17 protein-coding genes are annotated in these 15,604 nt (G+C 55.3%); 11 read left to right on the top strand and 6 right to left on the bottom strand.

What is annotated here, in order from left to right:
• Positions 1-203: 203 nt before the first annotated feature.
• On the top strand, positions 204-992 hold the full coding sequence (locus JOE27_RS07315) for an FAD-binding oxidoreductase (RefSeq protein ID WP_204918420.1): 789 nt from the start codon (positions 204-206) through the stop codon (positions 990-992).
• Between the two features lie 151 nt (positions 993-1,143).
• Here the strand turns inward: JOE27_RS07315 and JOE27_RS07310 are convergent, their stop codons facing one another.
• A complete protein-coding gene (locus tag JOE27_RS07310; RefSeq protein ID WP_348632616.1) occupies positions 1,144-2,061 on the bottom strand; it encodes an MFS transporter in 918 nt (305 codons plus the stop codon).
• Positions 2,019-2,282, bottom strand: a complete 264-nt coding sequence (locus JOE27_RS24975; protein WP_337999030.1) for a hypothetical protein — start codon at positions 2,280-2,282, stop codon at positions 2,019-2,021. Before JOE27_RS24975 ends, JOE27_RS07310 begins: the two co-directional genes overlap by 43 nt.
• A gap of 547 nt (positions 2,283-2,829) precedes the next feature.
• Between JOE27_RS24975 and JOE27_RS07305 the strand changes: the two genes are divergently transcribed.
• From JOE27_RS07305 to JOE27_RS07295, 3 genes are all read left to right on the top strand, one after another.
• Complete coding sequence (locus JOE27_RS07305) at positions 2,830-3,630, top strand: citryl-CoA lyase (protein ID WP_014590585.1); 801 nt, start codon at positions 2,830-2,832, stop codon at positions 3,628-3,630.
• A 97-nt stretch (positions 3,631-3,727) separates the two neighbouring features.
• Complete coding sequence (locus tag JOE27_RS07300) at positions 3,728-4,342, top strand: TetR/AcrR family transcriptional regulator (protein ID WP_049870126.1); 615 nt, start codon at positions 3,728-3,730, stop codon at positions 4,340-4,342.
• Positions 4,343-4,415: 73 nt separating this feature from the next.
• The gene (locus JOE27_RS07295; RefSeq protein WP_014590587.1) at positions 4,416-5,261 is read left to right on the top strand and encodes a transporter substrate-binding domain-containing protein; all 846 of its coding nucleotides are present in this window, start codon (positions 4,416-4,418) and stop codon (positions 5,259-5,261) included.
• Positions 5,262-5,301: 40 nt separating this feature from the next.
• On the opposite strand, the gene JOE27_RS07290 is transcribed toward JOE27_RS07295, so the two are convergent.
• The 4 genes from JOE27_RS07290 to JOE27_RS07275 form a co-directional block, all read right to left on the bottom strand.
• The gene (locus tag JOE27_RS07290; protein ID WP_238530844.1) at positions 5,302-5,919 is read right to left on the bottom strand and encodes a TetR/AcrR family transcriptional regulator; all 618 of its coding nucleotides are present in this window, start codon (positions 5,917-5,919) and stop codon (positions 5,302-5,304) included.
• A gap of 11 nt (positions 5,920-5,930) precedes the next feature.
• Positions 5,931-6,350 carry an acyl-CoA thioesterase gene (locus tag JOE27_RS07285; protein ID WP_041166930.1) on the bottom strand — a complete coding sequence of 140 codons (420 nt, stop codon included), beginning with the start codon at positions 6,348-6,350 and terminating at the stop codon, positions 5,931-5,933.
• Between the two features lie 284 nt (positions 6,351-6,634).
• Complete coding sequence (locus JOE27_RS07280) at positions 6,635-8,335, bottom strand: NAD(P)/FAD-dependent oxidoreductase (RefSeq protein WP_274378354.1); 1,701 nt, start codon at positions 8,333-8,335, stop codon at positions 6,635-6,637.
• A complete protein-coding gene (locus tag JOE27_RS07275) occupies positions 8,233-8,631 on the bottom strand; it encodes a RidA family protein (RefSeq protein ID WP_014590591.1) in 399 nt (132 codons plus the stop codon). The genes JOE27_RS07280 and JOE27_RS07275 overlap by 103 nt, the downstream gene beginning before the upstream one ends.
• Before the next feature lie 354 nt (positions 8,632-8,985).
• Between JOE27_RS07275 and JOE27_RS07270 the strand changes: the two genes are divergently transcribed.
• From JOE27_RS07270 to JOE27_RS07240, 7 genes are read left to right on the top strand one after another with little or no spacing between them, the layout of a single operon-like run.
• Positions 8,986-9,774: an aspartate/glutamate racemase family protein gene (locus tag JOE27_RS07270; RefSeq protein WP_204918418.1), complete on the top strand. Its 789-nt coding sequence runs from the start codon at positions 8,986-8,988 to the stop codon at positions 9,772-9,774.
• A gap of 53 nt (positions 9,775-9,827) precedes the next feature.
• The gene (locus JOE27_RS07265) at positions 9,828-10,616 is read left to right on the top strand and encodes an SDR family NAD(P)-dependent oxidoreductase (protein WP_014590593.1); all 789 of its coding nucleotides are present in this window, start codon (positions 9,828-9,830) and stop codon (positions 10,614-10,616) included.
• Positions 10,613-11,797 (top strand): acyl-CoA dehydrogenase family protein, encoded by a 1,185-nt coding sequence (locus tag JOE27_RS07260; protein ID WP_014590594.1) that lies wholly within the window; start codon positions 10,613-10,615, stop codon positions 11,795-11,797. The genes JOE27_RS07265 and JOE27_RS07260 overlap by 4 nt, the downstream gene beginning before the upstream one ends.
• Entirely contained in the window at positions 11,794-12,606 is an 813-nt protein-coding gene (locus JOE27_RS07255; protein WP_204918416.1) for a polysaccharide deacetylase, read from the top strand. Before JOE27_RS07260 ends, JOE27_RS07255 begins: the two co-directional genes overlap by 4 nt.
• A 15-nt stretch (positions 12,607-12,621) precedes the next feature.
• Positions 12,622-13,104 carry a MaoC/PaaZ C-terminal domain-containing protein gene (locus tag JOE27_RS07250; RefSeq protein WP_014590596.1) on the top strand — a complete coding sequence of 161 codons (483 nt, stop codon included), beginning with the start codon at positions 12,622-12,624 and terminating at the stop codon, positions 13,102-13,104.
• A gap of 45 nt (positions 13,105-13,149) precedes the next feature.
• Positions 13,150-14,649 carry a class I adenylate-forming enzyme family protein gene (locus tag JOE27_RS07245; RefSeq protein ID WP_014590597.1) on the top strand — a complete coding sequence of 500 codons (1,500 nt, stop codon included), beginning with the start codon at positions 13,150-13,152 and terminating at the stop codon, positions 14,647-14,649.
• Complete coding sequence (locus JOE27_RS07240) at positions 14,642-15,538, top strand: nitrilase-related carbon-nitrogen hydrolase (protein WP_014590598.1); 897 nt, start codon at positions 14,642-14,644, stop codon at positions 15,536-15,538. Before JOE27_RS07245 ends, JOE27_RS07240 begins: the two co-directional genes overlap by 8 nt.
• Positions 15,539-15,604: the final 66 nt, after the last annotated feature.

Here is a 15,604-nt window from a genome sequence, read left to right as displayed (position 1 = left end):
CGCAGACGCTCTGTCTCCAATCCGGCTTACCACTGGTCAACCTATATTGCCCTAGCGCTCGAAGGATCATTGACAGGGACAGGTTCGAGCGAAATACTGACCTCCGGGTATTCTAAATAGTCCATTGGGTATTTTTGTTGAGGGCTGCTCAACGGACGATTGTTTGTGCACGCCGAGGCATTGCTAACCGCGAGGTAGACGCTGTGGGAAAACACGTTGGGCTGGATGTGATCATCATCGGCGGAGGAGCGGTTGGCGTTAGCTCTGCTTACTTCCTGCAGCAGGCCGGGATGCGGGTTACCCTGATCGAGCAGTCAAGGGTAGGGGCCAATGCGCCCCGGGCACCCTTCGTCGATTGTGTAGGTGACGAGCTATCTACTGATTTGGCTAAGCGTGGCAAGGAGCTGCTGTTCCCGCTATTTGAGGATCTGGGCTACAACATGCGTCTAGTCAGCCGATTCTGTTTCACCTCGCAGTCAACGATCACCGCCAATAGCGTGCGTCGTGGCACTCGTGCGGATGAGCTTCTGATGCATGACATGCTCATGGACATGAAGAACATTGTGAATGATCGCGGTGGTCGCATTTTCGAAGGCCTACAAGTGTCTGAGCTGATGGTCTCTGGCGGTAAAGTCGTTGGCGTCTCCACCACTGGTGGGCAGTTCCTGGCAGATGAAACGGTAATTGCGGCAGGCGTGCTAAGCGCCAGGTTTGAAGGGTGTTTAGGCTTGGATCTGAAGCTCAAGGAGGAGCGTGTCGCAGCGGGTGACGATATGGTGAACGTTCCGATCACACCACTCGGTAAACCTTATGTTGTGCGCCCTGCAGGTAAACCCGGGGCAATCATGGCCGTGGGACACGATGTGAACGCGATTTGCGCCTTGGCCGTCGGCCGGCAGGTTGCCGAGCTGGTGTCGTGCCCTGTTGCAGGATCGGGCTTTGAGCCGGGGGTAAAAATGCCTGCCCAAGAGATACCTTGGGCAGGGGTTTAAGCTAAAAGAAGGGCGCTGAGCGCCCTTTTTTGTTATGCGGTTTTCATGAGTCCGTTTGATCGTGTTTCGGGTGCCATGAGCACTGTAGCTATCAGGCCGATCAGTGATATTACCGCTGCGGCATACATCGTTGGTGAAATGCCGAACGACGCTACCGACATTGGTACCAGCTAAATTCCCACAGCTGCGCCCTGCTTTGAGAACGAGGTACCTCCACCCAGCGCGGAGGCTCTGATGGAAGTCGGGAACAATTCCGTCGGGTAAACGAAGAGCAGCACCTGGGTGCCACCAATGCAGTCCCGAGCAACAGCAGGGGGATCGTCGAGCCTATGAAGCTCTGAGTGAGCAATTGGCGCCTGCCCATCATGTTGAGCATCTTAGATGCCAGCATCGATCCGACGACGAAGAGCAGCATGATCATGATGGAGCCAAGGCTCGCCCAGCGCCCGGAGAGTGCCGGGGCCTGCATAACTTTGGGGGCAAAAATATTGACCGCGTACAGGGGAATGATCGAGCAAGTCCAGAAGAGCGTGACGAACAGCATGTTGCGGCCATGACCAGCGCTGAAGAGGGAGCGAAGTGACAGCTTCTTCTCTTCTTCCTCGGGCATGTCGTTGATGGAGTATTGCTGGCCGTAAACGCTTTTGACGATCTGGTCGGCTGCCGCCAGGTTTCCGCGATCTCCCATCCAGCGTCGGGATTCTGGACTGCCCAGACGCATGAAGAAGAACAGGGCGCATGGGATGGCTGCAGCGGCGAGCACTATCCTCCAGCTCTTATCACCCCAGGTGCTCCTGATCAGCTCACCGCTGATGTAGGCAGTCGCAGAGCCCGCAAACCACATGATGACGAGGCCGCCGATCATGGGAGCGCGATGTTTCTTGGGCATGAACTCAGAGAGAATTGTGGAGGCAACAGGATAATCCGCCCCGACTGCCACTCCGATGATGAAGCGCAGAAGGCATAACGTCAGTGCCGTTTCGGTGAACATGTGCGCCACAGAGAAAACGAAAATCAGCACCGGGTTCAAGAGGTATAGAAACTTTCTGCCGAAATGTCGGTGATCCATCCCCCTAGCGTGCCCCCAAAGAACACACCCAACAGGGCGGCAGCAGCGATCAGGCCCCCCCACATTGTTGAGAGTTTCAGCTCGCCTGAGATCTGGGCAATAACGACACCAATCAAGCTCAGAACGTAGCCGGCAATAAATGGACTACCCAGGGCTGAAAGGAAAATATGTTTATGGGTGCGCGTGAGCACCGCGTCATCAAGCGATTGTGAACGAGCCATGTAAATATCCAGGTTATCTCTAAGTACTACTGCAGCAACAGCGGTAGAAATTTTTTAGTCTTGTAAGAGAGAGCGTTCCGTTGGCCTGCAACGGATGGAGTCAACTGTGCACCGATTCTGACTGGGGGAGGGGGCGTAATTCATCCGCTGTACTTTTAGATTTATTTGGGCAGATGTATCAAAGGCTCATGTAGCCAAGCTGCGAAGCACCACCATTTGTTCGATGGTTGCTCGCGAGTGGCGAGCTCGTCCTGAGAGGACGCACGATACCTGAAAAAACCCATTGGTCAAAACTTTTGAACATTTGGTATGTACCTCTCATCGCCTTCCACGGACCCGATGCGTCCTCCTCCCTGACCCACCTATGGCTGCTTCGTCCGCCCGAGTTTCCCTGGCTTTCGGACGCTGCCTGGCCGAGATTCCGGGCGAGGTCAAAACCCGCCAATCATTTTTACGTACCCGCTGGACAAAAAAATATACCTGGAATACAGTCGAACCAAGCGATCGTCCAAGTGGGCGGTGCAGGCACACTCGATAGGAACCAGCAATGACTACAGAAAAGCGGTATTGGAGCACCTCGGTAAGCGACGTTGAGGAGTCCGCTGTCTACATCCGGGGCTACGATCTGGGCGACCTGATCGGCAAGCTGAGCTTCGCTTCGGCCACCTACCTGCTGATCCGTGGCCGTCTGCCGAATGCCGGCGAGTCCAAGATGATCGACGGCATCCTTTGCTCGGTTTTGGATTACGCGCTGAAGAAACCAGGCACTGCCGCTGCTCGCTTCTGCGTTTCCAGTAACCCGTCCATGGTTGCTGGCCTGGCCACTGCCGTTTTGTCTGCAGGTGAGTATTCGCTGGCCCCTGACCAGACTGGCAACTTCCTGAACGCTACCTTCTCGGCAGACGCAAGCGACTTCGAAGCTTCGGCCAACGCCTTGGTGGAAGGGATGCGTGCCCGGAAAGAGCGTGTGCCAGGCCTGGGTCACCCGGTTTTCCGTTATACCGATCCGCGTGCCCAGCAGCTCAAGGCCCTGGCAATCGAAACCGGTGTATGGGGTGACATCTGCGAGTGGTATGAGGCCGTGCACAAGGCCTTTACCACCCAGGCCAACAAGCCTGAGATCGTGATCAACGAAGTCGGCATGATGGGTGCCATCCTGGCTCAGATGGGCTTCACCCCAGCAGAGATGACCGGTCTGGCTGTCATCTCCACCATGCCAGGTGTGGTCGCCCACATTTCCGAGGAAATGAAGAGCAAGGTGCGTATTCGCGCGATCAGTGACAGTGAGGTGGACTACGCTCGCGAGCGCCGCAACTTTGCTGAAGATTTGGCGAAAAGCGGCCTGTAAGCGGTACTGCTGCCGCTTTCACAGGCGGCAGCGTTTTCATTGAAACTCTTTCATTAAGTACAACGGCATCAAGTTGTACGAGGTTGGTGGTATCAATATGGGAAGTCTTGCCAGTTCGCTTGCCACCCATGCCAATATTGAAAGCGGCTCATGCAAGTCGCTTGTTGTGCGTCGCACTGCGTTGGAATTATTCGTTACCAAAGGGTTTCAGTCTGTCAGCCTTCGGCAATTGGCCGATGCTGTAGGAATTCAGGCTGGCTCTTTGTACAACCACATTGAGAGCAAACAAACGCTTTTGTTTGACTTCATTGAGGAGCTCGACTCGCTGTTGTTGCATGCGGTTATGAAAGAGCTCAAAGGTCGCAGCAATTCGATTGATGCGCTCGGTGCCTTCGTCAAAACCTACATGAGCATTGCGCTTGAAAACCGCTCGCTTTATGTCCTGTCGCGACGTGAAACCTGCAATCTGATGGTTGATCAGCAGGCGGATATCAATCGAATCCGCGTTCGAGTTGTAGAGGTGTTGTCTGGTGTTATCGCTTCAGGTCGAAAGAAGGGCGTTTTTCATCTCCAGGATGACCGCCTGACCGCAGGGACGATTTGCGCCACCTTGGATGGCGCGCTCACCAAGGAGTGGGGAAGCGACCTTTGTGTCGACTCTCTGGTGAGGCAGATCCAGAAATTCGTGCTTCAAGCTGTGACGAGTAAGTAGTAGTTGACGCGAGCTACCCTTCATTTGCTGAAGCTCACGTTCCCTCGGTTAATCCAAAAAGCTAGGTGAGACGATGAAAACAAATAGCATCAAAGGTCTGCTGGGCATGGGCGCTTCGGTTTTGGCTCTGGCCATTTCGGCTTCTGCGGTGGCGGAAGAGTGCAAGCCTTTGCACTCCTTCAAGACCATCCAGCCTGGCGAGCTGACGGTTACCTCGGTGGTGTTGCCGCCGTTTGCATATGATGACCAGGCCCGTCGCTTCAGCGGCGTGGACGGGGAAATCATTCAGCAGATCGCCAAGGACAACTGCCTGAAGGTCAATCACATCGTCACCGATTCTGCGGCTTCGATTCAGTACGTTGTGGCATCTCGATCGGACATCTCCGTGGGCGCCTGGTACCGCACCTTCGAGCGCTCGAAGGTCATGGGCATCTCCGATCCTGTCTACCTGGAGCAGACCGCCATCTACTCGCGTGACGGCGCCGACACATTCGATCAGCTCAAAGATCGCAAGGTGGGTACTGTAACTGGCTACCTCTGGGTACCGGAGCTTAAGAAGCTCTACGGTGGCAAGCTGTCGCTGTATCCAAACGCCGTGGCGCTTTCTCAAGATCTGAACAGTGGTCGCATCGATGCTGCAGTCAACACCTATGCAATCGGTGCTGAAAGCCAGAAAAAAGGCGGTATCGGTAAGGACATCCAGATCAAGGTTGCGAAGCCGGACGAGAAGGTGAAATCTTCGGTCTACCCGGCCCAAACGGCGTTCATCTACAGCAAGGGCAATCCTGAGCTGGGTGCGGCCATCAACGCTACCGTCAAGAGCATGCGTGAATCGGGCAAGCTGGGGAGCCTGCTTACCGACCAGGGCCTGCGTGCTGATGGTGCGGACGTCGGCGAGCCTCGTTATGCTGACCAGTAAGTAGGGTGAAACAAAAAGCGCCTCTCGTGAGGCGCTTTTTTTATTTCCGGTAACCGCCGGCCATCATGTCCACGTAGGTCTCGGCGATCTGCTCGGCAGTCATCTTGCCGTTCTCGTCGAACCAGGTGTGCAGCCAGTTGCACATACCCATGAAGCCGCTTACCGCGATGTGTGTGGGCACTGGCTTGAAGAAGCCTTCGTCCACACCGCGCTGGTAAACGCCTTCGATCATCTTGTCGTACTCACGCTTACGCTTGCGAATCAGCAGGCGCTGCGGTTCTTCCAGCTCGCTTTCGTCCCGGAAGTAGATCGCCGTCCAGTCCTTGCGCTGCATCACGTTGAGAGCGTGCTGGCACAGGATCTTCTTAAGGGTCTCATCAGTTGGCAGATCTTCCTGCAGGATCCCTACGATCGTGTCTTCGTAGCACTGGTGCATGCGATTGAAGATTTGCCACAAGATCTCGTTCTTGTTCTTGAAGTAGTAGTAAACGACCGATTTGGTGTACCCCAGGCTGGCCGCAACATCATTGATAGTGATGGCACGGAACCCTTTGTCAGCGAAAAGGGTGGCGGCGGAAGAGAGGATCTCGTCCTGGACGTAGGCTTGTTTTTTTTGTTTGAGTTGGTCGCGCATATCGACAGTATTCAAGGTATCCACCTGGATAAAGGTTAAAGATCGCTAGGCAGTTGAATCCTGCTCATGGCTGCTTCTTTGATGGCATTCGGTATGGCCTTGGACGTCCGCTGCTCCAAATCGAAATAGACCGACGTCATTTGGATTTCCGCGCAGAGCTCATCGTTGGCGCTGAACATCTGATGGTGAGTGACAATAGAGGCATTACCTACTTTCTTAACCATGCTCGCCACTTTGAACAGGTCACCTACCTTCAGTTCGGCTCTGTAGTCAATTTCGTAGCGAACATCTGCCCAGCCTTCCTTGCGCTCGAAGCGCCAGTCGGCGTTATAGCCCAACGAGTGGATCAGATGCCAGAAGGCCTGGTCGAAGGCTGCCACATAATACTGCACAGTCATGTGCCCCATTGCATCCGTTTGCGCTGGGTAAACAACACCTCGGTACGTGATTTCCATTCATTCATCCACTCGATACTGGCATGCGATAGAGAGCGAATGAAGTGGTTCTTCACGCTCCTTGGATGTCCATTGTCAGTTTTATAGACCGACACGTCAAATTTTTTATCTTGCTAGTCTGGCTCGGCGGAGTGTCGAGTCAGCGCTCTATGGGTGCATACAGAATTGCCAAGGAATAGGCGAAAAGACCGGTTAGGGAAGGGCGGAGGGAAAGGAAAGACATCAGTGGGAGAGGGTGGGAACCCCCCTCTGACAAGCAGAGGGGGGAAACGACACAACAATAACTAGATTTCGCTGAGGATGACCTGAGCAGCGTTGTGACCGGGAACCCCTGTCACACCGCCACCTGGGTGGGTCGATGCACCACATTGATACAGCCCGGCGATTGGCGAGCGGTAATCGGCGTAGTGGGCGATTGGGCGACGGAAGAAGATCTGGTCGATGCTCAACTCGCCGTGGTGAACGTGGCCGTCTGGGAGGTCGAACATTGCCTCTAGATCGGACGGTACCAGCACCTGTTTGTGCAGCACGAGCTCACGGAAACCAGGGGCGTAGCGCTCGATCTGGTTGACCACGATGTTGAATAGCTCCTCCTTGGTAGTCTCGTCCCAGGGCCGGCCATCACGAAGTGCGTAAGGCACATGACCGCCCAGCAGGCTCATTGTATGTTTGCCTTCAGGCGCGGCGGTCGGATCGAACACGCTTGGTGTCAGAATCCACATATAAGGATGCTGGGCCATCTCACCGTGCTGAGCCGACTCATACGCAGTCTGCAGCTCTTCTAGGTTCTCTGCGATCGTGATCGAGCCAGGAGTCTGGTTGTCCGAAGCCTTTAGGCCTTGCCATTTGGGCAGACCGGAGAGCGCCATGTTGATCTTGAAGGTGCTCGCTTTGGTGCGAATGCGCTTCACGGCATCAATGACTGCCGGCGGCAGATCCTGAGGTTTAAGCAGTCGCAAGAACAGAGTTTTAGCGTTCGCGTTGCTGACGACAGACTTGGCGTGGATGACCTCACCACTTTCCAGGCGCACGCCAACGGCGCGTTTGTCTTTGACAACGATCTCTTTTACGGGAGCGCTGCAACGGATGGTAACGCCATGATCCAGGCACGACTGCTTGATGGCGTTCGCCAGTGCGCCCATGCCACCTTTAACCAGGCCTCCCTGGCCAGCTTTGGTGGTGCCATCTCGCAGGTAAGGGCGTGCGAGTACATACGCAGTCCCAGGTACCATCGGGCCAATGTTGCCGCCGCTGCCCGAGGTGTAGCAGCCGAACATGGTGAGCACTTGAGGGCTCTCGAACCAGCGGCGCAGGAAGTCGTGGCAGCTCAGCGTCAGCAAATCCCAGATGTCGTAGAACATTGGGCCTGCCGCTTTCATGCGCCACAGAAGGGCGGCAGACTTAGTGAGATCCTTCACTTTGCCGGTAGAGATGTCGATGGGTACTTCGAACAACAGCTTCCGCAGGTGGCCCACGAGTTTCTTCATGTGCTCGACATAGCCCGGGTAGGCATCCGCATCCTTCTCGGAATACCGGCGGATCTCAGCACACATGCGGTCGACGTCCGACCAATGTGTGACGACAGAGCCGTCCTGGAATGGATGAATGCCCGGCGGGGTCGGAATCACTTCGACGCCATATTTGAGCAGGTCAAGGTCAAGCATGATCTTAGGCTGCATCAACGACATCCAATAGGATGCAACCGAAAGGTGGAAGCCGGGCCACAGTTCTTCGGTGAGAGCTGCGCCGCCTACGATGTTGCGCCTTTCGACCACGCAAACCTTTTTCCCAGCCTTGGCCAGGTACGCGGCGCATACCAGGCCGTTATGGCCAGCACCGACAATTACAGCATCGAATTGAGACATTCTGGCAACTCGCTTATTTACTTCGGTTGACGTGGCACTACTGCGAAGCCATCGATTTCGATCAGTACGGCTGGGTCGTATAGCATCGGTACGGTGACTAGGGCGCTCGCTGGCGGGCACGCCTCGTTGACATACGAGTTTCGCACTTTCTTGAAGACGGGAAGCATCGATGGCTCGAAGTTCGCGACGTAGGTGGTGAGCTTGGCAACAGCTTCAAAGCCCACGCCGGCCTCGGCGAGGGTCGCTTTCAAGTTCTCGAATACTGCTCGAACCTGAGCTTCGAAGTCGCCCTTGACCACGTCACCATTGCTATCGGTTGGGCAATGGCCGCTCAAGAAGAGAATTTCGCCCTCCCCCGTAAGGGTAGCGGTGGATACGCCTGGGAAGCCCGCGCCCACATTTACTGCCTTGATCATCCCTTGCTCCTCACATCGTTTCTTGGAATTGGAGGTGTGAGTCACCTCTGTCTGATTGTCCCGCCATACTAAAAAACTGACCGGTGGGTATAATCTATACAACAGACCTTCACCGTGCAAGGGGCTCGTGAAGAGTTTCCACTGCACCGATCTGGAGCACGATGCCGTGATCTGGTGCGGTCTTGAGTGGGCACATCGGCGTCTGATTAGCGGCTGATCAAGAGCGCTGCGGCCTATTGACACGACGCAAGATTCAATCATACTGACTCAACGGTCTAATTTTTAATACGAACGGTTGGTTTTTTAGAAAGCTCCGTCCAAGATGGGGCACATAACAATTGCGGAGCTTTTCTCATGGGTGTTCGTGTCAATTTCATCAACCCCTTCGGGACGCCGGCCTACAACGGTTTGATCTCTGAAACCCTGACGCCGTACCTCAATCAGGGGAACGAGCTGGTGGTTACCAATACCGAAAACGTTCCTGAAAACTGCGACTGGTGGTACCCGAAGCACCTGGTCGAAGAGGAGCTTTTCGAGTGCGTGATCCAAGCTGAGAAAGATGGCTTCGATGCCGTGATCATTGGTTGCTGCAATGATCCAGGCGTTCGTGCAGCCCGCGAGTTAGTTGACATTCCGGTCATCGGCCCGCTTGAAGCCGCGATGCAGCACGTGAGCTATTTCGGCTACGACTACCTGCTGGTCACCGACCACCGCAAATCTGCCGCGTATATGAAAGACCTGGTACGTCTGTATGGGGCTGAGCAGCAGTGCCGCGACGTGCGCTACATCGACTGGCACATCACCGACATGATTAAGGACTTGGAAGGCGTCGCACGTGACGCGCTTTCGGCGTCTGAAAAGGCCCGCGAGGTTGGCGGCGTAGAAGCCGTCATTCTGTCCTGCACCATCATTTCTGCAGCAACAGAGAAATGGCTGCTCAGCAATCGCCAGTACCGCGACCCCACTATTCTCAACCCCAACACCTTCGCACTGAAGATGGCAGAGTCGCTCGGCCTGCTGAAGCAGATGGGCGCATACGGCATCAGCCGCATCGGTTACTACGAGCAAATGACCCAGAAGCGTCCAGAAGAATTTGCTGAGGTTCGTGAGCGTTTCGGACGTCGTCAGCGCTTCACTAAATAAGTCTGTTTGAGGGGCTGAGTCCTTCGACCCGGCCCCGTGATGTGGAGATAACCATGTTTGACCTCAAAGGCCGCGTAGCGGTCATCACCGGCGGTGAGTCCGGTATCGGCTTAGCGCTTTCCAAAACCTTCGCAGCTGCTGGCGTGAAAACCGTCATTGGCGGAATTCTCGCTGAGCGCGGTGAAGCCGTTGCTCGTGAACTGGCAGAAACCGGCGCTGAAGTCCGGTTCGTCAAGGTAGATGTACGCAACCAGGCGGAAGTGGAAGCGCTGGTGCAGGGTGCTGTCGACCAATATGGCCGCGTCGACATTCTGGTCAACAATGCCGGCGTCTTCGACGGCATGGCTGATATCGAAGAGACCACTGAGAACCTATGGGATCACATGGTCGATATCAACCTTAAAGGCACCTTCTTCGGCTGCCAGGCCGCGATCAAGCACATGGTCAAGCAGAACTATGGGCGAATCATCAATACCTCATCCATTGGTGGCCTGATCGGCGGCGCCGACGGCGCTTCCTACACTGCTTCGAAATTCGGCGTGGTTGGCCTGAGTCGTCAGATCAGCAAGACCCACGCGAAGCACAACATCACCGTCAACGCAGTCTGCCCAGGTGCCATCGACACTGATGTTCGCGGCAACTCGGCTGCGATCGTCAGCTCCGCTGCAGAGTTCATGAACCGTGGCGTTGGTGCGAATCCTGATTGGATCAGCCGAATCATTCCGGCTCAGCGCAAAGGTACTGCGCAAGAGATCGCGAACCTCATTTATTTCCTGGCCACTGAAGAGGCGAGCTACATCACTGGCCAAGCTATCGCTGCGGACGGAGGGTGGACAGCATGAGCCAATTCAACGACTTCAACGACGTCGAGAAAGAGATTCTCGAAACCGTCCGTAAGTACATCGCCAAAGAAGTCCGGCCCAACGTCCAGCAGCTTGAATTGAGCAAGACGTTCCCGGCAGAGATGCTGGCTGCGATGAAGGAGATGGGCCTGTTCGGTCTGGCAATTCCAGAAGAGTACGGTGGCTACCAACTGCGCCTGCCGGTGTTCGCTGCTGTGATGGAAACCATCGCTGCCGGCTGGACAACCTTGGCTGCCTTCATCAATAGCCACTGTACTGTGGCCTACGCGATCAGCAAGCACGGTACCGAAGAGCAAAAGCGTCATTACCTGCCTCTGATGGCGACCGGTGAACACCGTGGCGCTCTCTGCCTGACCGAGCCTGCTGCGGGTTCTGACCTGCAATCGATCACCACTGTTGCGTCGCAAGACGACTCGGATTTCGTGATCAACGGTACCAAGATCTTCGTCACCAACGGTGAGCGTGCCACGCTGCTGCTGACGTTGGCGCGTACTAGCGTCGATGCCGAAACTGGTCGTCCACGTCTGAGTCTGTTCCTGGTCGAGAAATCCTTCCCAGGCGTTACTGTGGAAAGCGAATTCCACAAGATGGCCTACACCCAGGTCGACACCGTCGAGATCCTGCTTTCCAAGGTCAAAGTGCCGGCGACTGCGGTTGTCGGTGGTAAAACTGGCCTGGGCATGCGCCACCTGTTGGACTCGCTCGAAGTGGGTCGTATCGCTATCGCTGCCAGTGCAGTTGGCTTGGCCGCGAATGCCCTTGCCGAAGCCAAGCGTTATGCAAGCGAGCGTAGCTCGTTTGGCGTGACCATCGACAAGCACCAGGCCGTTCAGCTGCGTATGGCCGACATGGCCACCAAGCTGGTCGCTGCTCGCCTGATGACCGCAGAGGCGGCTCGTGCGAAAGAAGCGGGTCATCGTGCGGACATGCTGTCGGGTATGGCCAAGCTCCTGGCCAGCGAATCGGCCAAGGAAATCTGTGAAGACGCGCTGCGTATCCACGGCGGTTACGGCTACATCAACGAGTTCCCGGTAGAGCGCCTGTACCGCGAAGCGCCGCTCTACATCGTGGGTGAAGGCACCAACGATATTCAAAAGATCGTCATCGCGCGTCGCATCATCGATGGTAGCGAAGTGGACGCTCTGGGGCTGCCAGCATGACCACGACCGTCTGCTTGACCTTCGACTTCGATGGTGTGGCCATCTGGCTCAGCACCTTCAAACAGGTTTCGCCCACTCCGCTTTCGCGGGGTGAGTACGGCGCTAACGTGGGTATGCCGAGGCTTCTGGATGTTCTGAAACGTCGTGAGGTGCCGGCCACCTTCTTCGTGCCAGCGCACACGGCGACCTCCTATCCAGACCTGGTGAAGCAGGTCGTATCGGACGGTCACGAGGTCGCGTGCCATGGATTCTTGCATGAGTCTCCTGTGAACCTGGAACTGGCCGATGAGCGTGAGCTGCTGGCCAAAAGCATCAAGGTTCTGCAGGACGTCACAGGCGTGCGGCCTCAGGGTTACCGTTCGCCGGCTTGGGACTTGAGCCCGAACACCATTCCTTTGCTAGAAGAGTTCGAGCTTCGCTACGACAGCAGCATGATGTCGAACGATTTTGAACTGTTCTATGCGCGCACTGGTGATGTCCTTACCGAAGAAAGTTTCAAAAAAGGCCCTGAAAGTTCGGTAGTCGAATTCCCTGTTGCTTGGGAGCTTGATGACTATCCGTACTTCCAGTTCATGGTGAAGCCGATGAACACCGGCAATCGCCTGCCTTCGGATGTTTACAAGTATTGGGCTGCCGAATTTGATGCCGCACGCGCTCAAAACGGTGTGTTCACTTTGACTTGCCATCCGGAAATTATTGGGCGCGGCCCACGTATCAAGATGTTGGAAGAATTGATCGAGTACATGCAGAGCTTCGATGATGTTGTGTTCTCGACCATGATCAACGCTGTACCCCTGATTAATAAATAAAGGCTGGAGATAATCATGACTGCTGCTGTTAAACAAGAAGCTGGTATCGGCCAAAATGCTCTCTACTTCGATGAGCTGTATGAAGGCCAAGAGTGGAACTCCCCACGTCGCACCATCACCGAAGCTGACATCGTGATGTTTGCAGCACTCACCGGTGACCATAACCCGGTGCACACTGACGAGGAGTTCGCCAAGAACACCGTATTCGGCGGTCGTATCCTGCATGGCCCAGCTGGTTTCGCAATCGCAACCGGTCTGGAAAGCCGTCTGGGTATCAAGGAAGGCACGGCAATTGCATTCCTGGGCATGACCTGGGATCTGCGTGGCCCGATCAAGATCGGCGACACCATTCACGTCAACCAGAAGGTCGGCTCCAAGCGTGAAACCAAGAAGCCAGGCGTCGGCATCGTCAACTTCCAAGTTTCTCTGGTAAACCAGCGCGGCGAGTCGGTTCAAGAGGGTGAGTGGAAGGTCATGATGCACTGCAAACCAGAGTAATCGGTTTGCCCGCCCGCTAACGTACTATTTTTGAGGTTTTGCAAGATGATCGTAGGTTTTGTTGAAGAGCACGCTACTGAGCGAAGCGATAGTGTTGCTTTGCGGTTTGATAACAAAGTGCTCAGTTATAGTGCGTTGGCGCGCGAAATTGATCGAACTGTTGTCCTGTTGAAAAAAGCAGGCGTCAGTGCTGATACCACCATCGCAGTATACTGCGAGAATAATATTGAGATCATGGTGTTGTACTACGCCATGTCGAAGCTCGGCGGAACATTCGTTCCGATCAATGCGGTGCTCAGTGCAGCGGAAGTCAGCTATATCCTGGGCCACGCAGATGTAAAATTCTTGTTCACTGACAAAAAACTGCATGAGAACGCCGTGACGGCGGTCGGCGATACAGCATGCAGCCTGATTGAAGTCAGTGAATTCTTTAGCAACATCCTGCCTGGCACTGAACAGGTCGAACAGGCTGAGGCGATCAAGAACGACTTCTTGATCATCTACACCTCGGGCTCCACTGGGGTACCAAAGGCAGTGCTCTACAGCCAGCCGGCTGAGGTTGCAGGTAACGCTTCCCTCATCGACATGTGGGAGGTCACCCCAAATGACAAGCTGCTGGTCGCTCTCCCGCTGGGCTTCCTGTATGGGCTCTCGACCGCTGCCTCCATGGCACTGCAGGCCGGGTGCGAGACCATCATCCAACGTCGATTCCACCCGCGTGAGGCTCTTGAGGCCTTCGTTGAGCACGGTGTCACCGTATTCCAGGGTGTGCCTACCATGTTCTCCATGATGCTGGAGTACGCAGAGCAGAACGGCCTGGACTTTGACCTGTCCTCCATGCGCGCTGTCATCTCGGCGGGCGCTCCTCTGGCAAGTGACCTGCGCACCCGCTTTAAAAGCAAGTTCGGTGTCGAGATCCAGGACTATTACGCCCTCACCGAGGTGCGCCCGGTCTTTGGCAAATTTGCCGGGGATAGCACTCCAGTGCCTACAGGCGCGATCGGCAAAGCAAGCCCATGCGTTGTGATCAAGATCGTCGACGGTGATGGCCATGAGGTTGGCCCAGGCGTCACTGGCGAAATCCTGGTGCGTGCTCCCGCTACCACCTCGGGTTACTACAAGGCGCCTGAGGTCAGTGCTGCGGCCTTTATCGACGGTTTCTTCCGCACCGGCGACCTTGGGCATGTCGATGCTCAAGGTTTCTATTACCTGACTGGCCGGATCAAGGACATCATCATCAAAGGCGGAGCCAACATCGCCCCGGCTGAGGTGGAGGAGGCGCTGCTGTCTCATCCTAAAGTCGTGCAGGCTTCTGTCGTCGGCGTTGCTGACCAGAAGTTCGGTGAGCTGCCGGTTGCTTACTTTGTGCCGGCGCAAGGTGCTCAGCCCACGCCAGAAGACTTGGCTGAATACTGCCGTCTGATGCTGGCTGAATTCAAAGTGCCTAGCGAGTTCATTGCACTTGCGGAAATGCCGCTCGGGAACACTGGGAAAATTGATAAGAAGGTGCTGTTGAAGATGTGGAAGGAGAAAGCAAATGTCTGACAACTTGAAAGTATCTGTTTCGGTATTCCGCATCCAGCATTATCAGCAGTTCGAGCAGTTTGCTGAGCACGTTGAGTGCTTTGTTATCGATGCTAAAGCAGCAGGCAGCCGCGTGCTGGTGTTGCCCGAGTTTCTGGCAATGGGCTTGCTGTGGACTCATGCCACTGCTGCTGAAATCGATAACGCCAAGGTGTCGGATTTCTACCGGGAAGTCTTCAGCCCGATGCTTCCGGACTTCCAGAGCCTGATGTCTGGTTTGGCGAAGAAACACGACATTTATCTGGTAGGCGGCACCTTCTGGCATGAGGAAGACGGTAAGGGCCTCAACAGTGCCTTTGTTTTCAGCCCGGACGGGTCGCAGTTGCGTCAGGACAAGATTCACCTGACCCGTGGCGAGCGCGCTATCAAGAGCTCTGGTGGAGAAACCCTGTCGGCGTTCGAGATCGATGGCGTGAAATGTGGTCTGTTCGTCTGCTACGACGTGCAATACCCAGAGCTCACCCAGGCGTTGGTGGCCGAAGGCATCGAAGTCTTGTTCGTGCCGACCTTGACGGAAAAACGTGGAGCATGGCGCAGCTGGTATAGCGCACACGCCCGAGCCCTGGAGAACCAGATTTTCGTGTGCGTCTCGCCACTTGTGGGCAACCTGGGTATTCCAAACGACTACCCTGTTTGCGGTACGGGTGAGGCATTCATCGCGTGTCCGATCGATAACCGGATGAATGTGGTCGACGGTACTTACGCGGTCTCCGACTTCAGCGAGGGTGAGGAAGGGCTGATTCATGCAGACCTCAATCTCGCCACGTTACGACTGTCGCGGGAGCGTGGGGAAGTTCGACACCTGAAAGACCGCAGGCCTGAACTTTATAAGAAGTTGGTGGCTGAGTAGTTTTAGCTAGCACGCGGGGCAGGTATGCCCCGCATCAAAGATACGATAATAGCTTCGCTATAATAT

The sequence above is a fragment of the Pseudomonas sp. M5 genome, from assembly GCF_016907075.1.
Taxonomy (GTDB): domain Bacteria; phylum Pseudomonadota; class Gammaproteobacteria; order Pseudomonadales; family Pseudomonadaceae; genus Aquipseudomonas; species Aquipseudomonas putida_E.
This window is presented reverse-complemented; position numbering and strand designations above follow the sequence as displayed.